This is a genomic window from Kosakonia sacchari SP1, from assembly GCF_000300455.3.
Classification (GTDB): domain Bacteria; phylum Pseudomonadota; class Gammaproteobacteria; order Enterobacterales; family Enterobacteriaceae; genus Kosakonia; species Kosakonia sacchari.
On record NZ_CP007215.2, the window covers coordinates 1,271,056 to 1,288,696 of the forward strand.

Here is a 17,641-nt window from a genome sequence, read left to right on the forward strand (position 1 = left end):
TAAGCAGTGGCTCATTCACCTTCTTATGTCAGCCCCTTCGGGACGCGCTACATAAACTTCGAATGACGCACGTAAAGGTGCCTGCCGTCCACCTGCTGATTATTGCACTGCTTTATCAGACATCGGGCGAAACGTCGAGTTAGGCACCGCCTAATTTCATAACAAAGCCGGGTTAATACCCGGCTTTGTTGTTTCTGGCTTTTGGTAAATCAGTTAGCATCTCCCTATCTTTTTTTGCGAGAGAACTGCATTGAAACGCTGGCCTGTTTTCCCCCGCTCGCTTCGCCAACTGGTCATGATGGCGTTTTTGTTAATTCTGTTGCCGCTGCTGGTACTGGCGTGGCAGGCGTGGCAAAGCCTGAACGCACTTAGCGCACAGGCGTTGCAGACCAACCGCACAACGTTGATTGACGCGCGTCGCAGTGAAGCAATGACCAATGCCGCACTGGAAATGGAGCGTAGCTACCGGCAGTATTGCGTGCTGGATGACGCTACCCTGGCGCGCGTGTACCAGAATCAGCGTAAGCGCTATAGCGAGATGCTTGATGCCCACGCGGGCGTGCTCCCTGACGATAAACTTTACCAGGCGCTGCGCCAGGATTTAAACGCGCTCGCCCAGTTGCAGTGTAAAAATAGCGGCCCATCTGCCGAGGCCTCTGCGCAGCTTGAGGCGTTTGCCGCCGCCAATACCGAGATGGTGCAATCGACACGTGCGGTGGTCTTTTCCCGCGGGCAGCAACTTCAACTGGAAATTGCCGAACGCGGCCAGTTTTTCGGCTGGCAGGCGCTGGTACTTTTCCTGGTAAGCCTGGGGCTGGTGCTGCTATTTACTCGTATGATCATCGGCCCGGTGAAGGGCATTGAGCGGATGATTAATCGCTTAGGCGAGGGGAGAACCCTGGGACGCAGCGTGGTCTTTAAAGGCCCGCGAGAGCTGCGTTATGTTGGCGAACGGATCCTCTGGCTGAGCGAAAGACTCGCCTGGCTTGAATCACAGCGCCATCAATTCTTACGCCATCTTTCCCACGAGCTAAAAACGCCGCTCGCCAGTATGCGCGAAGGCACCGAGCTGCTTGCCGATCAGGTTGTCGGACCGCTGACGGTGGAACAGAAAGAGGTGGTGGAGATCCTTGATGCCAGCAGCCGTAATCTGCAAAAACTGATTGAGCAGTTGCTGGATTACAACCGCAAGCTGGCCGAAGGTTCGGTGGAGCTTGAAACCGTTGAACTCGCGCCACTGGTAGAAATGGTGATCTCTGCCCACAGTTTGCCGGCGCGAGCTAAAATGATGCATACCGATGTCGCCCTTGATGTGGCGACCTGCCAGGCCGAACCGATGTTGCTGATGAGCGTGCTGGATAATCTTTACTCCAACGCGGTGCACTATGGTGCTGAATCCGGTAACATTTCTCTGCACAGCTATACTGCCAACGCGCGGCTCTGTATCGAAGTGGCAAATACCGGTACGCCGATCCCTGAAACGGAGCGTGAAATGATCTTTGAACCGTTCTTTCAGGGTAGCCACCAGCGAAAAGGAGCGGTGAAAGGCAGCGGGTTAGGGCTAAGCATTGCCAGAGACTGCATTCGCCGTATGCAAGGCGAACTGCATCTGGTGGCGAGCAGCAAAGCTGATGTCTGTTTCCGTATTGAGCTCCCTCTCAATGCGCCGGAAAAATCCACTCAATGAATCTAAATCTGGTGAGTATGTCGCATGTTTTTTCCCGCGTGGTTAACGCGGTTACACAGCAAAACGCCTGGCTTCGCGTATTTCCCTGTTTGCTGCTGGCGGGGTGTGTTGCGCAAAAGCCGCAAAGCGCGATTCATGACACCCAGGAAGAACGGCTCCCTGAACATCAACTGGCCGATTTCTTGTCCACCGATTGCGACGATATCTGGTCGCTGTCCGGGCAAGACGTCGACACCAACCCGCTTTACTGGCTGCGCGGTATGGACTGTGCCCAGCGTTTATCGCCCGCCGCCGCGCGTGCCGAAGCCCGTATCTGGTCTGACGATAACTGGCAGGCCACGTTCAGGCGCGGCATTTTGCTCTCTAACGCCAAAATTTCGCCGCTTGAGCGTCGTGAATACACCGAGCGACTGGGCGCATTAAGCCCCACGATCCCTGCGCAGGTTCGCCCCCTGTTTGAGCTCTGGCGCGATGGTGAAAAAGCCCAGTTGCAACTGGCGGAAGAGCGCGCCCGTTACGCGAAATTACAGCAATCGGCGGACAGCGAGCTCGATAGTCTGCGCCAGCAGCAACAATTCCTGCGTGAACAATTGGAAACGACGACACGCAAACTTGAAAACCTCACCGATATCGAACGGCGTCTCTCCACGCGTAATAAACCCGCCGCTACCGACCTGCCGGACAGTTCTCACCCGTCTAAAAACGACGGCAATCAGGAGGATGTGAAACCATGACCAGCCGTAAACCTGCCCATCTGTTGCTGGTGGATGACGATCCGGGGCTGTTAAAACTGCTGGGGCTGCGCCTCACCAGCGAAGGCTACAGCATCGTTACGGCAGAAAGTGGACAGGAAGGGTTGCGCATTCTCGCGCGGGAAAAGGTCGATCTGGTGATAAGCGATCTGCGCATGGATGAGATGGATGGCATGCAACTGTTTGCCGAAATCCAGCGCGTACAGCCGGGTATGCCGGTGATTATCCTGACGGCGCACGGTTCGATTCCTGACGCGGTGGCCGCCACACAGCAGGGCGTGTTCAGCTTTCTGACCAAACCGGTGGACAAAGACGCACTGTATAAAGCGATTGACGATGCGCTGGAGCACAGCGGTTCGGCAATGGATGACCAGTGGCGTGAAACCATTGTCACCCGCAGCCCGGTAATGCTGCGTCTGCTGGAGCAGGCGCGGATGGTGGCGCAATCTGACGTGAGTGTGCTGATTAACGGCCAGAGCGGTACCGGGAAAGAGGTGCTCGCGCAGGCGATTCATAACGCCAGTCCGCGCAGCAAAAGCGCGTTTATCGCCATTAACTGCGGCGCGTTGCCGGAACAGTTACTGGAATCTGAGCTGTTCGGTCACGCGCGCGGTGCGTTTACCGGCGCGGTCAGCAGCCGCGAGGGGCTGTTTCAGGCAGCAGAAGGCGGCACGCTGTTTCTGGATGAAATTGGTGATATGCCGATTCCGTTGCAGGTCAAACTGCTGCGCGTGTTACAGGAGCGCAAAGTGCGCCCGCTCGGCAGCAACCGCGATATCGATATTAATGTGCGCATCATTTCAGCCACGCACCGTGATTTACCGAAAGCGATGGCGCGCGGGGAGTTTCGCGAAGATCTCTACTATCGGCTGAATGTGGTGAGCCTGAAGATCCCGGCGCTGGCTGAGCGCGCGGAAGATATTCCGCTGCTGGCCAATCATTTGCTGAAACAGTCGGCGGAGAGGCATAAACCGTTTGTTCGCGCGTTTTCCACTGATGCCATGAAGCGGTTGATGACCGCTGGCTGGCCTGGCAACGTGCGCCAGTTGGTTAACGTGATTGAGCAATGTGTGGCATTGACCTCATCGCCCGTTATCAGCGATGCGCTGGTGGAACAAGCGCTGGAAGGGGAAAACACCGCGCTGCCGACCTTTGTTGAGGCGCGTAATCAGTTTGAACTGAACTACCTGCGCAAGCTGCTGCAAATCACCAAGGGTAATGTCACGCATGCCGCGCGCATGGCGGGGCGCAACCGCACCGAGTTTTACAAATTACTCTCCCGCCATGAGCTGGACGCCAACGACTTTAAAGAGTAATGGCGAAATGATTATGGTACTGTGAGCAACCGATTACGATGCAGCAGACTGGCAAGAGCGTGTAAGGAACGACCATGAAAAAGATTGATGCGATTATTAAACCTTTCAAACTGGATGACGTACGTGAAGCGCTGGCTGAAGTCGGCATCACCGGGATGACGGTAACGGAAGTGAAAGGTTTTGGTCGCCAGAAAGGCCACACTGAACTTTACCGTGGCGCGGAGTATATGGTGGATTTTCTGCCGAAGGTGAAGATTGAAATTGTCGTGACTGACGACATCGTTGATACCTGCGTGGACACCATTATCCGTACTGCCCAGACCGGCAAGATCGGCGACGGTAAGATCTTCGTCTTTGATGTTGCGCGCGTAGTACGTATCCGTACCGGCGAAGAAGACGACGCCGCAATCTGATGTTTTTCCCTCACCCTGCAGGGTGAGGGTACCTGTTTTACAACACTTTATGCGGGCCAAAGCATTCGTAATGAATGCTATCTTTGTTCACGCCAAGCGCGACCAGTTGTTGCGCGACAAACTGCATAAAACCGACCGGTCCGCAGAGGTAAAACTGCATCGCCGGATCGCTGAACTTCCCTTCCAACGCGTGTAAATCCATCAACCCTTCACTGTGATAGCGGCCGCTATTCACCTCAGCCGCCGCAGGCTGTTGATACCATATATGCTGATAAAAATGGTTCAGCGACGCGCCCAGTTTGCTCACTTCATCGGCAAAAGCATGCACCTCGCCATTCATCGCGGCGTGGAACCAGTTTACCTGCGCAGCATGTTGTGATTTGGAAAGGCTGTCGAGCATCGCCAGCATCGGTGTCTGACCGACACCCGCAGAGATCAGCGTGACCGGCGTGCTGCTCTGCACATCAATAAAGAAGTCCCCGGCAGGCGCGGCAAGATGCACAATATCGCCCACTTTTGCACTGTTATGCAGCCAGGTAGAAACCTGTCCACCCGCTTCGCGTTTTACCGCGATACGGTAGCTTTTGCCGTCAGGCTTGCGGGTCAGTGAATACTGGCGGATCTCCTGATTGGCGAAACCCTCAGGCTTCAGCCAGACACCCAGATATTGCCCCGGCTGATAAGCGGCGACCGGCTGACCGTCGACCGGTTCAAATTCAAAGCTGGTAATAAGCGCGCTCTGCGGTTTTTTCTCTACCAGGCGGAATGCGCGCGTGCCTTGCCAGCCGCCAGTTTTTTCCGCGTGTTCGCTGTAGATCTGCGCTTCACGGTTGATAAAGACACCCGCCAGTACGCCGTAGGCTTTTCCCCAGGCGTCCAACACTTCTTGCCCCGGACTGAACATCTCATCCAGCGTCGCCAGCAGGTGCGCGCCCACAATGTTGTACTGTTCCGGCTGGATCTGAAAGCTGGTGTGCTTCTGGGCGATTTTCTCAACCGCCGGCAGCAGCGCGGCAAGATTATCAATATTGCTGGCGTAAGCGGCAATGGCGTTGAACAGCGCTTCACGCTGATCGCCGTTGCGCTGGTTACTCATATTGAAAATTTCTTTCAGTTCCGGGTTGTGAGTGAACATTCGGTCGTAAAAATGGGCAGTGAGTTTTGGTCCGGTTTCCGCCAGCAGGGGAAGGGTGGCTTTGACCGTAGCGATGGTTTTGGCGTCGAGCATGATTGCTTCCTTTTTTGCAGATTATTTAAAGTTGTATTTTAAATGCATCTTATAGCGCGACGGCCAGGCTTGTAAAGAGCGGACAATATAAAGGGATTTACATCGTGAATAAGTTGCATCACAAACCTGAAAAGAAATCCGCTTTAACAGGGAAGTGTCTTATCGCTCAAACCCTTGTCTGACGCGGAGCCAATCGTTTGCGTAAAAACCTTTGTCAAGACCTGTTATCAGAATATTAATCAGTTATACTGTGGGCCGTCCCCCAAATTGGGCCTTCGTTTAGAGTTGTTTTGTTAGCTGAGTCAGGAGATGCGGATGTTAAAGCGTGAAATGAACATTGCCGATTATGATGCCGAACTGTGGCAGGCTATGGAGCAGGAAAAAGTACGTCAGGAAGAACACATTGAACTGATCGCCTCCGAAAACTACACCAGCCCGCGTGTCATGCAGGCTCAGGGTTCTCAGCTGACGAACAAATACGCCGAAGGTTATCCGGGCAAACGCTACTACGGCGGTTGCGAATATGTGGATATCGTTGAGCAACTGGCGATTGATCGCGCGAAAGAACTGTTTGGCGCGGATTACGCCAACGTGCAGCCGCACTCGGGTTCACAGGCGAACTTCGCGGTCTACACTGCGCTGCTGCAACCGGGCGATACCGTTCTGGGTATGAACCTGGCGCAGGGCGGTCACCTGACTCACGGCTCCCCGGTTAACTTCTCTGGCAAACTGTACAACATCATCCCTTACGGTATTGATGAGTCCGGTAAAATTGACTACGAAGACATGGCGAAGCAGGCGAAAGAGCACAAACCGAAGATGATTATCGGTGGTTTCTCTGCTTATTCCGGCATCGTTGACTGGGCAAAAATGCGCGAAATCGCCGACAGCATCGGGGCTTACCTGTTCGTTGACATGGCACACGTTGCGGGTCTGATTGCCGCTGGCGTTTACCCGAACCCGGTTCCGCATGCGCACGTTGTGACCACCACCACCCACAAAACCCTGGCGGGCCCGCGCGGCGGTCTGATCCTGGCGAAAGGCGGTGACGAAGAGCTGTACAAAAAACTGAACTCCGCCGTTTTCCCAAGCGCGCAGGGCGGCCCGTTGATGCACGTTATCGCGGCAAAAGCGGTGGCACTGAAAGAAGCGATGGAGCCAGAGTTTAAAATTTACCAGCAGCAGGTTGCCAAAAACGCCAAAGCGATGGTGGAAGTGTTCCTGAACCGTGGCTACAAAGTGGTGTCTGGCGGTACTGAAAACCACCTGTTCCTGCTGGATCTGGTAGACAAAAACCTGACCGGTAAAGAAGCGGATGCTGCGCTGGGTCGTGCAAACATCACGGTGAACAAAAACAGCGTGCCGAACGATCCGAAGAGCCCGTTTGTCACTTCCGGTATCCGTATCGGTAGCCCGGCTGTGACCCGTCGTGGTTTTAAAGAAGCAGAAGTGAAGGAGCTGGCTGGCTGGATGTGTGACGTGCTGGACAACATCAATGACGAAGCGGTTATCGAGCGCGTCAAAGGTAAAGTTCTGGATATCTGCGCCCGCTTCCCTGTTTACGCGTAAGCGTAGCCCGACAAAAAAACCCGCCTTGTGCGGGTTTTTTTACGCCTTATTGCAGTGCCCTGTAACCGTGAATACCCATATAAATCCCGACGAGTGCGATAAGCGCGCTGGAAAAATAGGGTGCCTTACGCGCCAGCGTGTTAAAGCCGGACCAGCGTTTTGCCGCTTGCTGTACGCTGATTGCCGCGCCAACGCCAACCGCCACCAGTGTAAGTGCAAGCCCGATACTGAAAGAGACCACTAATGTTGCGCCCAACGTGATGGCTTTTAACTGAATACAGATCAGCAAAATGGTGATCGCCGCCGGGCAAGGGATAAGCCCGCCGGTTAAACCGAATAGCAGGATCTGTCCGTTAGTTACCTCGCTGCCAGTAAAACGCCGCTCAATATCCCGCGCGTGCGCCCGCTCGTGCGCATCCTGATACTCCTCCTCTTTGGTCACTTTACGCAGCGATAGAATTGTTGGCTGTGCGGTAACCCGGGCGTGTGTGACGGGTTGAAGCACCAGGCTGGGCGCGCGATGCGCATGGCTGTGGTCATGAGCGTGGTGGTGGTGATGCCCGGCGAGCCACGAACGTTCACCTTGCCAGGTGCGCAGGAACATCCACACCGCCGTACCAAAAATGATCACCGCAGACACCATTTGCAGCCAGGGTTCAACGGCTTGCGCAGTGAACTGGTTACTGAGATACATGCCTCCGAGCGCAATCAGCCACACCACCACCGTGTGCGACAGCGTGGCGGCGAGACCCAGCATCACGGCCTGTTTAACCGTGCCTTTGATGGCGATGATAAATGCGGCCATCATTGTTTTTGAATGCCCCGGTTCGAGGCCGTGCAGCGCACCGAGCAGGATGGCGCTCGGGATAAAAAACCAGGCGTTCCCTTGCTGAAAAAGCGTGGTGAAGTCATTCATGAGAATAATTCTCGGTAAAAATTTGTGCGCTCAAATCTACTCCCCCCAGTAAAAAATACTACCCCCAGTAGAAATAAACTCCCCCCCAGTTGATGCATGGTATGCTAAGGTCCGTTTAAGCACCGTCGATTTGAGGTCTGTATGTCGCACACCATCCGGGACAAGAAAAAGCTAAAAGCGCGGGCGAGCAAAATAGAAGGCCAGGTTGCCGCGCTGAAAAAAATGCTCGATGAGCCGCATGAATGCGCTCAGGTTTTGCAGCAAATCGCGGCGATCCGTGGCGCAGTAAACGGGTTAATGCGCGAAGTTATCAAAGGCCATCTGACCGATCATATCGTGCATGAGAACGACGAAATTAAGCGTGAAGCGGATCTGGATGTGGTGCTGAGCGTGCTGGATTCTTATATTCGCTAAGCAACGACGAGCAACCTGGATGCAGATATTCGCCTGCAAACGTTGGGCAAGCGCATGTGTTGCCTGATTGTTACTTGCCAGCCCTGTTATTTATCGCCAGACTATCGCCTCCATTCAGGAGGAAATCATGGTCTTGCAGTCCACGCGCTGGCTGGCGCTCGCTTATTTCACCTACTTTTTTAGCTACGGCATCTTCTTACCTTTCTGGAGCGTCTGGCTCAAAGGCGTAGGGCTGACCCCCGAAATCATCGGGATGTTGCTCGGCGCAGGTCTTGTCGCCCGCTTCCTTGGCAGCCTTTTCATCGCTCCGCGCGTGAGCGATCCTTCCAGCTTGATTACGGCTCTGCGCGCGCTGGCGCTGGCAACGTTGCTGTTTGCGCTGGCGTTTTATGCCGGAACGCATGTGGCGTGGCTGGCGGTCATTATCATCGGTTTTAACCTCTTCTTTTCGCCGCTGGTGCCGCTCACCGATGCGCTGGCGGGCACCTGGCAAAAACAGTTCCCGATGGATTATGGCCGCGTGCGTCTGTGGGGATCGATTGCTTTTGTGATTGGTTCGGCGCTCACCGGCAAACTGGTGAGCCTGTTTGATTACCAGGCGATTCTGGCTCTGCTGACGCTGGGCGCGGCATCCATGTTGTTGGGGATGCTGCTGCGTCCTTCCATTTTGCCGCAGGGTGAAAATCGCCAGCAGGACGGCGCAGGCTGGCAGGCCTGGCGGGCACTGATTGTGCAGAACTGGCGTTTTCTCGCCTGCGTGTCGCTGCTGCAGGGCGCACATGCTGCCTATTACGGCTTCAGCGCCATTTACTGGCAGTCGGCGGGGTATTCTGCTTCAACCGTGGGGTATTTGTGGTCGTTAGGCGTGGTGGCAGAAGTGGTGATTTTCGCGCTCAGTAACCGGCTGTTCCGTCGCTTCAGCGCGCGCGATCTGCTGCTACTTTCCGCCGTTTGCGGGCTGGTGCGCTGGAGCCTGATGGGCTGGACGACCGAGCTTCCGTGGCTGATTATTGCCCAGATCCTGCACTGCGGCACGTTCACCGTTTGCCATCTGGCCGCGATGCGCTATATCTCGGCGCGGCAGGGCAGTGAGGTGATTCGCCTGCAAGCGGTGTATTCAGCGGTCGCGATGGGCGGCAGCATTGCGCTGATGACCATGATCGCCGGTTTCCTGTTTGAACATCTGCATCAGGGGTTGTTTTTTGTCATGGCCGTGCTGGCCATTCCGGCACTGTTCCTGCGTCCGAACGTCGCCGTGCAGGCCCGCTAGCTTTCCAGCATGTCGCGAATGTGACGCTGTTGTTGCCCGCTCAGCGGCCCGTCGGTGTGAATCAACGGCGGTGAAAACAACGGCAGCGGCGTAGTGTAAGGCGTGATAATCAATGTCACGTCTTTCGGTGCGCCGGTCTTACGAAATTCCGCCAGCGGCAAATATTTAATACTAAGCGGCAGCAGCGTTAATTCACGTAGTTGCTGCTCAATCTGCTGTTCGCGCGTACTGTCTTCGCCAGTAATCAACACAACCTGTTTCTCATGCAGATCGCTGTCCTGCATCAGCCAGGCGCCGAAAATCACCGCCACCAGCCCGGTCTCTTCATCGCTGAAGCGCAAATCGTACTCGTCTTCCAGCTCCTGCAATGCATCGCGGGTGGTTCGCATCAGACGCGGGTAAAGCTGATTAATCTCTTCGGGCAGGCTGTTATCAATGCCAATGCCGAACAAGCTGCGATCCAGCGCCTGGGCAATGTGAATATAGAGCTGGGCGCTTAAACCCTGCTCGTCGCTGAAGCGCAGCCCCGCCAGAGCGTGAAAGCGGGCGATCATCCGGTGGATAGCTTTTTGCAGACGGCGATCCTGGTGTTGCTGGTCACGCAGCGGATCGGGCGTGCGCACCAGCATAAACAGCAGCGACAAAAACAGGTGCTCATTCTGCTGCGGAGAGTCAACAACGCGGCGCTGCCAGTGGCGCACAATCTCCTGTGCTACCTGATACTCGGCGCGCATTCGCGCCCACTCTTGCTGAACCGGGTTAAATTCCGGTGTATGTCCCTGGTGATGTTGCAGTAAACAATATTGCAAATAGAGACGCAGAAACTGCATATCCCGGCATTCAAAGACGCGCTGCAGGCGGCGCGAGCAGAGATTAATCAACGCCAACAGGTTTGTGTCGTCGTATAACGTTCGGGCAATACCTTGCTGTTTAAGCGCGGTTTTTAACGCCGGAGTAAACTGTTGCGTGATAAATTGCGGGCACAGCCGCAGCGCACGGCGAAGCCAGTGCAACAGGCATAAACGTTGATCGAGCGGAGCGCCCTCAATCCGAAAGCCGCCGTTAGGGTGGGAAACGATAGAGAGCCGGTGGTAGCGCTGAATTTCACTTTCCGTTTCAGCGATATCCCGGCGAGCCACGGCGTCGTCCACTCCATTCATAGCGCTGATATGTTCCATGGTGACGTGCTGCCCCGGCAAGGCGAGCATCAAAAGCACCTGGCAGCGGCGCTGCGGACTGGAGAGTGCAGATGGCGGTGTCATTACAATTGTCATCTGTCAGATTCCAGTTGGGGTTTTTGATAAGCGTAGTTAAAGGTATGCTCAGCGATAGCGCAGCGGCAGCTCTTTCATTCAGGATTGCCGGGGAGCATCACAGAATTTTTCTCGTGGGGAAGACATGCAAGCAGTTAAACAATGCGTCAGTGGCCTGTTTCTCGCGCTTTTATCATTTTCAGTTGTGGCGCATCCGCACAGTTTTATCCGCATGAAAACGCAAGTGTTGATCGACAACGGGCAGTTCACCGGGCTGAAAATGCGCTGGACGATGGATGAGATCACCTCAGCAGACCTGCTGTATGACGCAGGCAATGCAAAACCCGGCGATGAGATCTGGAAAAAACTGGCGGCGGAAGTGATGGCAAACGTGCTGGGTCAACACTATTTCACCGAAGTCTGGCACCACGGGCAGAAAGTGAAGTTTCTTAACCGACCCACGGAGTATGGTATGGAACAGGTTGCGCACCAGGCGGTGCTGACGTTTATTTTGCCGCTCGCCGAACCGCAGCCGCTGAACGGCCAGCAGTATACTTTTTCCACTTTCGATCCCACCTATTTTGTCGATATGAGTTACGCAAAAGCGAGCGACGCGGCATTACCTGCTACTGCGCCTCAGGGCTGCAAACTGGCGGTACAAACGCCCAAACCGGGCGAAGAGGTGCTGAATTATGCCCAGTCGCTGGATAAAGCCGATGCACCGGCGGAAGATATGGAGCTCGGTAAACAATTTGCCCAGACGGTGACGCTGACATGTCCGTGATGATGAGCGCTGCGGCGCGAAAACGACGCTTATTGCACTGGTGGCCGCTGGTGCTTTTTATGGTATGCGCGCTGGCAGCCGTGTTGTGGCTGTGGCAGATCTGGCCGCAGGTGATGGTGAAAAGCGTTATCTGGCAGCGCGATGTGAATATGAAAATGAGCAGCCTACTGAAAGCGGTGGCAGAAAATCCGCGTCAGGCCGGTGGGGCGCTGTTGCTGTTCAGTTTTGTCTATGGTGTGCTGCATGCGCTTGGGCCGGGGCACGGCAAAGTGGTGATCGCCACCTGGCTTGCTACGCATCCGTCAAAACTGAAACCGGCGATTGGCTTAACGCTGGCCTCTTCGTTATTGCAGGGGCTGGTGGCCATTGCGCTGGTGGTGATTGTGCTGAGTATTCTGGTTCTGCCCGCGCGGCAGCTGCATTTAAGCGGTTACTGGCTGGAGAAGGGCAGTTATTTACTGGTGGGGGTGCTGGGAGTGCTTTTGTGCTGGCGAGCGTTGAAAAAGCTGCGCGCGCTTGTACTAGCACCGAAATTCCGCGCTTTTACGCCACATCATGTTCATCACGAAGGGTGCGGTTGCGGTCATCAACATTTACCTTCGGCCTCACAATTACAGAGCGGAGATGACTGGCGTGCACGGCTGATGATTATTTTGTCGATGGGGATGCGCCCCTGTTCCGGTGCGATCATGGTGCTGCTGTTCAGTAAAGTGATTGGCGTGTTTAGCTGGGGTGTGGCGTCCGCGCTGGCAATGGCGGTCGGAACGTCGCTGACCATCAGTTCGCTGGCGCTGCTGGTTCATGGCTTTCGCCAACTGGCAGTGAAATTAAGCGGGGAGCGTGCGCCGGTATTGTGGCGACAGGTTGGCTGGACCACGCTGGCTCTGACCGGTGGCGTGTTGTTAATTAGCGCGTCGGTAATAATGTGGGTCAGTGCGTTACCGCCGGGCGGCGGATTACGACCGTTTTGATAGCACCCGGTGGTGGCAAACCTCCACCGGGCACAGCCAGACTTAGCGTTTCAGCGCGTCGCTCAGCTCTTCACGCATATTCGCCAGCATCGCTTTAACTACGCGCGGGTTACCCGCCACGATGTTGCCGGTCATCATATAGTTGTGACCGCCGGTGAAATCGCATACCAGACCGCCAGCTTCACGCACCAGCAGCTCACCGGCGGCGAAATCCCACGGTTTCAGCGCGATTTCGAAGAAACCATCCACGCGGCCAGCAGCAACATAGGCCAGATCCAGCGCTGCGGAACCCGTGCGACGGAAGTCCGCACATTCGGTGAACAGTTTGCCCACGATGTTGATGTAGGTGGTGGCGTGCTGTTTGGCTTTGAACGGGAAACCGGTCGCCAGAATGGTGCCATCCAGATCGCGAGCTGCGCTGCCGCGCAGACGGTAGCCGTTCAGCTGTGCGCCCTGGCCGCGAGTGGCGGTGAACAGTTCGTTACGCATAGGATCGTAAACCACAGCGACTTCTGTGCGGCCTTTGATTCGTACGGCGATGGATACCGCGAAGTGCGGCAAGCGTTTGATGAAGTTAGTGGTGCCATCCAGGGGATCGATAACCCATTGCACATCCTGGTCAGCGCCTTCGTGCTCACCACTCTCTTCGGTGATGATGGTGTGTTGCGGGTAAGATTTGCGGATCGTTTCGATAATCAGCGCTTCGGCTGCTTTATCAACGTTGGTCACGAAATCATTGCTGCCTTTCTGGCTGGTTTCTACGGTGTCCGGAGTTTCGTAGTTTTTGGCAATTAAATTACCCGCCTTGCGCGCAGCACGCACGGCGATGTTCAGCATCGGATGCATCGGTCTCTCTCACTGGATGTTAAAGAACGGAAAACGGCGCATATCATAGCAGCGAATTCGGATTATGTCTTTGCTTTATGATAATATGCGCGAATATTCTTTAGCCGTTGAAAATCTATGCTGCAAAATATTCGAATCGTACTGGTGGAAACCTCCCACACCGGCAACATGGGCTCTGTTGCTCGTGCAATGAAAACAATGGGTTTGACGAATCTCTGGCTGGTAAACCCGCTGGTAAAACCGGATTCACAAGCTATCGCGCTGGCCGCAGGTGCCAGCGATGTGATTGGCAATGCGCAAATCGTCGACACGCTGGATGAAGCGCTCGCCGGCTGCAGTCTGGTTGTTGGCACCAGCGCGCGTTCCCGCACGCTGCCGTGGCCGATGCTCGATCCGCGTGAATGCGGGCTGAAAAGCGTTGCCGAAGCGGAACACGCGCCGGTCGCACTGGTGTTTGGCCGCGAACGCGTTGGCCTGACCAACGATGAACTGCAAAAGTGCCATTATCACGTGGCGATTGCCGCCAACCCGGAATACAGCTCGCTGAACCTGGCGATGGCGGTTCAGGTTATTGCTTATGAAGTGCGCATGGCGTGGCTGGCCGCACAAGAGAGCAGTGCCCCGGCTGTTGAGCATGAAGAGACGCCGTATCCGCTGGTCGATGATCTGGAGCGTTTTTACGGGCATCTGGAGCAAACCCTGCTGGCAACTGGTTTTATTCGTGAAAACCACCCCGGCCAGGTGATGAATAAATTGCGTCGTCTGTTCACCCGCGCGCGCCCTGAAAGTCAGGAGCTTAATATCCTGCGCGGCATTCTGGCGTCCATCGAACAGAAGCATAAAGAGTAACGCGCGAGGCCGGGAAAATGCCCTTTTTCGGTCTAACTCTATGAAAGCACTAAACGACAAATACCTGACTAAAACAGTCAACTAAATAGTTGACCAATTTAGTCGGGAATGTCAGACTTGCGTCTGCTATGCAACATTAACATATTAATAATACACCCCGGGCAGGGGCGAGTTTGAGGCTTGTAAGACATGAGACTGACATCTAAAGGGCGTTATGCCGTGACCGCAATGCTGGACGTTGCACTCAACTCCGAAGCGGGCCCGGTTCCGTTGGCTGATATTTCCGAGCGTCAGGGAATTTCCCTCTCCTACCTGGAGCAGCTGTTCTCCCGCTTGCGTAAAAATGGCTTAGTCGCCAGCGTACGTGGCCCGGGCGGCGGTTACCTGCTGGGTAAAGACGCAAATACCATTGCCGTTGGCGAAGTGATTAGCGCGGTTGACGAATCCGTAGACGCAACCCGCTGCCAGGGTAAAAGCGGCTGCCAGGGGGGCGATAAGTGCCTGACCCATGCGCTGTGGCGCGATCTGAGCGATCGTCTGACCGGTTTCTTAAACAACATCACGCTGGGTGAACTGGTTAACAACCAGGAAATCCTTGATGTGTCTGACCGTCAGCATAATAACGAATCCCATCGCAACACCCGTGGCCAGGACGCTATCGACGTCAAACTGCGCGCATAATAAAAAAACAGAATTCAGAATCGGGCCAGGGCACACAACAGTGCCCTGTTAACGCGGTCGTACATCCAGCCGGTTGCCTGATTCCTTGCATTAGAGCGATGTACGGAGTTTAAAGAGCAATGAAATTACCGATTTATCTCGATTACTCCGCAACCACGCCGGTGGATCCGCGTGTTGCCGAGAAAATGATGCAGTTTCTGACCCTGGACGGGACCTTTGGTAACCCTGCTTCCCGTTCTCACCGTTTTGGCTGGCAAGCTGAAGAAGCGGTTGATATCGCCCGTAACCAGATTGCAGAACTGGTCGGCGCGGACCCGCGTGAAATCGTCTTCACTTCCGGTGCAACCGAATCCGATAACCTGGCGATCAAAGGTGCAGCCAACTTTTATCAGAAAAAAGGCAAGCACATCATCACCAGCAAGACCGAACACAAAGCCGTGCTGGACACCTGCCGTCAACTGGAGCGCGAAGGTTTCGAAGTGACCTATCTCGCCCCGCAGAGCAACGGCATTATCGACCTGAAAGAGCTGGAAGCGGCGATGCGTGAAGACACCATCCTCGTTTCCATCATGCACGTGAATAACGAAATCGGCGTGGTGCAGGATATCGCGGCAATCGGCGAAATGTGCCGTGCGCGCGGCATTATCTATCACGTTGACGCTACCCAGAGCGTGGGCAAACTGCCTATCGACCTGAGCCAGTTGAAAGTGGATCTGATGTCCTTCTCCGGTCATAAAATTTATGGGCCTAAAGGCATCGGCGCGCTGTATGTGCAGCGTAAACCGCGTGTGCGTATCGAAGCGCAGATGCACGGCGGTGGTCACGAACGCGGCATGCGTTCCGGTACTCTGCCTGTTCACCAGATCGTCGGCATGGGTGAAGCGTACCGCATCGCGAAAGAAGAGATGGCCAGCGAAATGGAACGTCTGCGCGGCCTGCGTAGCCGTCTGTGGAACGGCATCAACGATATCGAAGAAGTTTATCTGAACGGCGATCTCGAACACGGCGCACCGAACATTCTCAACGTCAGCTTCAACTACGTTGAAGGCGAGTCGCTGATCATGGCGCTGAAAGATCTGGCTGTATCCTCCGGCTCTGCTTGTACCTCTGCAAGCCTGGAACCGTCCTACGTGCTGCGCGCACTGGGCATGAATGATGAGCTGGCACACAGCTCCATCCGTTTCTCTTTAGGTCGTTTCACCACCGAAGAAGAAATTGACTACACCATCGCGCTGGTACGTAAATCTATCGGCCGTCTGCGTGAACTCTCTCCGCTGTGGGAAATGTTCAAACAGGGCGTGGATTTGACCACCATCGAATGGGCTCATCATTAATTGTTGCGCAAGCAGGAGAAGAAAAAATGGCTTATAGCGAAAAAGTAATCGATCACTACGAAAACCCGCGCAACGTTGGCTCGTTCGACAACGACGACACCGTAGGTAGCGGCATGGTTGGTGCACCGGCGTGCGGCGACGTGATGAAACTGCAGATCAAAGTTAACGATAAAGGCATTATCGAAGACGCGCGTTTCAAAACTTACGGTTGCGGCTCTGCAATCGCTTCCAGCTCACTGGTTACCGAGTGGGTGAAAGGCAAGTCTCTGGATGAAGCGCAGGCAATCAAGAACACCGATATCGCCGAAGAGCTGGAACTGCCGCCGGTGAAAATCCACTGTTCAATCCTGGCGGAAGATGCGATCAAAGCCGCGATTGCGGATTACAAAAGTAAACAAGAAGCGAAATAAGGCGGGAGGTTGTTGTCATGTCCATTAGCCTGAGCGACAGTGCTGCCGCGCGAGTCAATACCTTCCTGGCCAACCGTGGTAAAGGGTTTGGTCTGCGTCTGGGGGTAAGAACCTCCGGCTGTTCTGGTATGGCTTATGTCCTTGAATTTGTCGACGCGCCGAACGAAGAAGACACGGTGTTTGAAGACAAAGGCGTGAAGGTAGTGGTTGACGGCAAAAGCCTGCAATTCCTTGACGGCACTCAACTGGACTTCGTAAAAGAAGGCCTGAACGAAGGGTTTAAATTCACCAACCCGAACGTCAAAGACGAGTGCGGTTGCGGCGAAAGCTTCAACGTTTAATCGCCATCATCCGATGACCCCACCGCAGCGTCCTGTGCGTGGGGTCTGTTTCGATTGCACACCCGGAATTGTTATGGATTACTTCACCCTCTTTGGGTTGCCGGCCGACTATCAGCTTGATGTCCAGGCGCTGGCGACACGTTTCCAGGATCTGCAACGTCAGTTCCATCCCGACCGCTTCGCGAGCCGCCCTCAGGCGGAACAACTGGCTGCCGTCCAGCAATCCGCTACCATTAACCAGGCATGGCAAACGCTGCGCAACCCGTTGACGCGCGCAGAATATCTGCTGTCGCTGCACGGTTTTGATTTAGCCTCCGAGCAGCACACAGTGCGCGATACCGCCTTCTTAATGGAGCAACTTGAGCTGCGTGAAGAACTGGACGAGATTGAAAAAGCGCAAGACGCGACCCGTCTGGACGCATTTCAACAGCGTGTGAAAGCAATGTATGACACGCGCCATCGGCAAATGGTGGAGCAATTAGCCAGCCAGACGTGGGACGCGGCGGCGGATACCGTGCGTAAACTGCGTTTTCTCGATAAACTGCGCAGCGCAACAGAACAACTCGAAGAAAAACTGCTCGGTTTTTAATTTTTTTGGAAGCACATC

The 17,641-nt window shown here is 54.8% G+C and carries 19 protein-coding genes; 15 read left to right on the top strand and 4 right to left on the bottom strand.

Going from position 1 to position 17,641, the window contains the following annotated elements:
• Nucleotides 1-250 precede the first annotated feature (250 nt).
• The 4 genes from qseE (at nucleotide 251) to glnB (ending at nucleotide 4,168) form a co-directional block, all read left to right on the top strand.
• A complete protein-coding gene (gene qseE, locus C813_RS29100; RefSeq protein WP_017459025.1) occupies nucleotides 251-1,687 on the top strand; it encodes a two component system sensor histidine kinase QseE/GlrK in 1,437 nt (478 codons plus the stop codon).
• Nucleotides 1,684-2,421, top strand: coding sequence for a two-component system QseEF-associated lipoprotein QseG (gene qseG / locus C813_RS29105; RefSeq protein ID WP_017459024.1), 738 nt, complete (start codon nucleotides 1,684-1,686; stop codon nucleotides 2,419-2,421). The genes qseE and qseG overlap by 4 nt, the downstream gene beginning before the upstream one ends.
• Nucleotides 2,418-3,755: a two-component system response regulator GlrR gene (gene glrR / locus C813_RS29110; protein WP_017459023.1), complete on the top strand. Its 1,338-nt coding sequence runs from the start codon at nucleotides 2,418-2,420 to the stop codon at nucleotides 3,753-3,755. Before qseG ends, glrR begins: the two co-directional genes overlap by 4 nt.
• Before the next feature lie 74 nt (nucleotides 3,756-3,829).
• Nucleotides 3,830-4,168 (top strand): nitrogen regulatory protein P-II, encoded by a 339-nt coding sequence (glnB, locus tag C813_RS29115; RefSeq protein WP_002438074.1) that lies wholly within the window; start codon nucleotides 3,830-3,832, stop codon nucleotides 4,166-4,168.
• A 37-nt stretch (nucleotides 4,169-4,205) separates the two neighbouring features.
• Here glnB and hmpA read toward each other — a convergent pair whose 3' ends face one another.
• On the bottom strand, nucleotides 4,206-5,396 hold the full coding sequence (hmpA, locus tag C813_RS29120) for an NO-inducible flavohemoprotein (protein WP_017459022.1): 1,191 nt from the start codon (nucleotides 5,394-5,396) through the stop codon (nucleotides 4,206-4,208).
• 315 nt (nucleotides 5,397-5,711) lie between these two features.
• Between hmpA and glyA the strand changes: the two genes are divergently transcribed.
• A complete protein-coding gene (gene glyA, locus C813_RS29125) occupies nucleotides 5,712-6,965 on the top strand; it encodes a serine hydroxymethyltransferase (RefSeq protein WP_017459021.1) in 1,254 nt (417 codons plus the stop codon).
• Between the two features lie 46 nt (nucleotides 6,966-7,011).
• On the opposite strand, the gene C813_RS29130 is transcribed toward glyA, so the two are convergent.
• Nucleotides 7,012-7,881 carry a nickel/cobalt efflux protein RcnA gene (locus C813_RS29130; RefSeq protein WP_017459020.1) on the bottom strand — a complete coding sequence of 290 codons (870 nt, stop codon included), beginning with the start codon at nucleotides 7,879-7,881 and terminating at the stop codon, nucleotides 7,012-7,014.
• A 141-nt stretch (nucleotides 7,882-8,022) separates the two neighbouring features.
• Here C813_RS29130 and rcnR point away from each other — a divergent pair, with 141 nt between their 5' ends.
• Together rcnR and C813_RS29140 are read left to right on the top strand one after the other, a co-directional pair.
• Nucleotides 8,023-8,295 carry a Ni(II)/Co(II)-binding transcriptional repressor RcnR gene (gene rcnR, locus C813_RS29135; protein ID WP_017459019.1) on the top strand — a complete coding sequence of 91 codons (273 nt, stop codon included), beginning with the start codon at nucleotides 8,023-8,025 and terminating at the stop codon, nucleotides 8,293-8,295.
• 127 nt (nucleotides 8,296-8,422) lie between these two features.
• Nucleotides 8,423-9,565: a 3-phenylpropionate MFS transporter gene (locus tag C813_RS29140; RefSeq protein WP_017459018.1), complete on the top strand. Its 1,143-nt coding sequence runs from the start codon at nucleotides 8,423-8,425 to the stop codon at nucleotides 9,563-9,565.
• Here C813_RS29140 and csiE read toward each other — a convergent pair.
• Nucleotides 9,562-10,839 (bottom strand): stationary phase inducible protein CsiE, encoded by a 1,278-nt coding sequence (gene csiE / locus C813_RS29145; protein ID WP_017459017.1) that lies wholly within the window; start codon nucleotides 10,837-10,839, stop codon nucleotides 9,562-9,564. The two genes, C813_RS29140 and csiE, sit on opposite strands and share 4 nt — an antisense overlap.
• Nucleotides 10,840-10,963: 124 nt before the next feature.
• Here csiE and C813_RS29150 point away from each other — a divergent pair, with 124 nt between their 5' ends.
• On the top strand, nucleotides 10,964-11,602 hold the full coding sequence (locus tag C813_RS29150; RefSeq protein ID WP_017459016.1) for a DUF1007 family protein: 639 nt from the start codon (nucleotides 10,964-10,966) through the stop codon (nucleotides 11,600-11,602).
• Entirely contained in the window at nucleotides 11,593-12,573 is a 981-nt protein-coding gene (locus C813_RS29155) for a nickel/cobalt transporter (protein WP_017459015.1), read from the top strand. The genes C813_RS29150 and C813_RS29155 overlap by 10 nt, the downstream gene beginning before the upstream one ends.
• Before the next feature lie 42 nt (nucleotides 12,574-12,615).
• Here the strand turns inward: C813_RS29155 and suhB are convergent, their stop codons facing one another.
• Entirely contained in the window at nucleotides 12,616-13,419 is an 804-nt protein-coding gene (suhB, locus tag C813_RS29160) for an inositol-1-monophosphatase (protein WP_017459014.1), read from the bottom strand.
• A gap of 117 nt (nucleotides 13,420-13,536) precedes the next feature.
• Here suhB and trmJ point away from each other — a divergent pair, with 117 nt between their 5' ends.
• The 6 genes from trmJ to hscB all read left to right on the top strand — a co-directional run bounded on the left by trmJ (nucleotide 13,537) and on the right by hscB (nucleotide 17,623).
• The gene (gene trmJ / locus C813_RS29165; protein ID WP_017459013.1) at nucleotides 13,537-14,268 is read left to right on the top strand and encodes a tRNA (cytosine(32)/uridine(32)-2'-O)-methyltransferase TrmJ; all 732 of its coding nucleotides are present in this window, start codon (nucleotides 13,537-13,539) and stop codon (nucleotides 14,266-14,268) included.
• A gap of 189 nt (nucleotides 14,269-14,457) precedes the next feature.
• Nucleotides 14,458-14,949 carry a Fe-S cluster assembly transcriptional regulator IscR gene (iscR, locus tag C813_RS29170; protein WP_017459012.1) on the top strand — a complete coding sequence of 164 codons (492 nt, stop codon included), beginning with the start codon at nucleotides 14,458-14,460 and terminating at the stop codon, nucleotides 14,947-14,949.
• A 119-nt stretch (nucleotides 14,950-15,068) separates the two neighbouring features.
• Entirely contained in the window at nucleotides 15,069-16,283 is a 1,215-nt protein-coding gene (iscS, locus tag C813_RS29175) for a cysteine desulfurase (protein WP_017459011.1), read from the top strand.
• 26 nt (nucleotides 16,284-16,309) lie between these two features.
• The gene (gene iscU / locus C813_RS29180) at nucleotides 16,310-16,693 is read left to right on the top strand and encodes a Fe-S cluster assembly scaffold IscU (protein WP_017459010.1); all 384 of its coding nucleotides are present in this window, start codon (nucleotides 16,310-16,312) and stop codon (nucleotides 16,691-16,693) included.
• Between the two features lie 17 nt (nucleotides 16,694-16,710).
• A complete protein-coding gene (gene iscA / locus C813_RS29185) occupies nucleotides 16,711-17,034 on the top strand; it encodes an iron-sulfur cluster assembly protein IscA (RefSeq protein WP_017459009.1) in 324 nt (107 codons plus the stop codon).
• 73 nt (nucleotides 17,035-17,107) lie between these two features.
• Nucleotides 17,108-17,623 (top strand): co-chaperone HscB, encoded by a 516-nt coding sequence (gene hscB, locus C813_RS29190; RefSeq protein WP_017459008.1) that lies wholly within the window; start codon nucleotides 17,108-17,110, stop codon nucleotides 17,621-17,623.
• Nucleotides 17,624-17,641 lie beyond the last annotated feature (18 nt).

What these genes read in the sequence shown, in the direction of transcription:
- qseG (WP_017459024.1), top strand. Translation starts at nt 1,684, where the DNA reads ATGAATCTAAATCTGGTGAGTATGTCGCATGTTTTTTCCCGCGTGGTT.
- glrR (WP_017459023.1), top strand. Translation starts at nt 2,418, where the DNA reads ATGACCAGCCGTAAACCTGCCCATCTGTTGCTGGTGGATGACGATCCG.
- glnB (WP_002438074.1), top strand. Translation starts at nt 3,830, where the DNA reads ATGAAAAAGATTGATGCGATTATTAAACCTTTCAAACTGGATGACGTA.
- hmpA (WP_017459022.1), bottom strand. Translation starts at nt 5,396, where the DNA reads ATGCTCGACGCCAAAACCATCGCTACGGTCAAAGCCACCCTTCCCCTG.
- glyA (WP_017459021.1), top strand. Translation starts at nt 5,712, where the DNA reads ATGTTAAAGCGTGAAATGAACATTGCCGATTATGATGCCGAACTGTGG.
- C813_RS29130 (WP_017459020.1), bottom strand. Translation starts at nt 7,881, where the DNA reads ATGAATGACTTCACCACGCTTTTTCAGCAAGGGAACGCCTGGTTTTTT.
- rcnR (WP_017459019.1), top strand. Translation starts at nt 8,023, where the DNA reads ATGTCGCACACCATCCGGGACAAGAAAAAGCTAAAAGCGCGGGCGAGC.
- C813_RS29140 (WP_017459018.1), top strand. Translation starts at nt 8,423, where the DNA reads ATGGTCTTGCAGTCCACGCGCTGGCTGGCGCTCGCTTATTTCACCTAC.
- csiE (WP_017459017.1), bottom strand. Translation starts at nt 10,839, where the DNA reads ATGACAATTGTAATGACACCGCCATCTGCACTCTCCAGTCCGCAGCGC.
- C813_RS29150 (WP_017459016.1), top strand. Translation starts at nt 10,964, where the DNA reads ATGCAAGCAGTTAAACAATGCGTCAGTGGCCTGTTTCTCGCGCTTTTA.
- C813_RS29155 (WP_017459015.1), top strand. Translation starts at nt 11,593, where the DNA reads ATGTCCGTGATGATGAGCGCTGCGGCGCGAAAACGACGCTTATTGCAC.
- suhB (WP_017459014.1), bottom strand. Translation starts at nt 13,419, where the DNA reads ATGCATCCGATGCTGAACATCGCCGTGCGTGCTGCGCGCAAGGCGGGT.
- trmJ (WP_017459013.1), top strand. Translation starts at nt 13,537, where the DNA reads ATGCTGCAAAATATTCGAATCGTACTGGTGGAAACCTCCCACACCGGC.
- iscR (WP_017459012.1), top strand. Translation starts at nt 14,458, where the DNA reads ATGAGACTGACATCTAAAGGGCGTTATGCCGTGACCGCAATGCTGGAC.
- iscS (WP_017459011.1), top strand. Translation starts at nt 15,069, where the DNA reads ATGAAATTACCGATTTATCTCGATTACTCCGCAACCACGCCGGTGGAT.
- iscU (WP_017459010.1), top strand. Translation starts at nt 16,310, where the DNA reads ATGGCTTATAGCGAAAAAGTAATCGATCACTACGAAAACCCGCGCAAC.
- iscA (WP_017459009.1), top strand. Translation starts at nt 16,711, where the DNA reads ATGTCCATTAGCCTGAGCGACAGTGCTGCCGCGCGAGTCAATACCTTC.
- hscB (WP_017459008.1), top strand. Translation starts at nt 17,108, where the DNA reads ATGGATTACTTCACCCTCTTTGGGTTGCCGGCCGACTATCAGCTTGAT.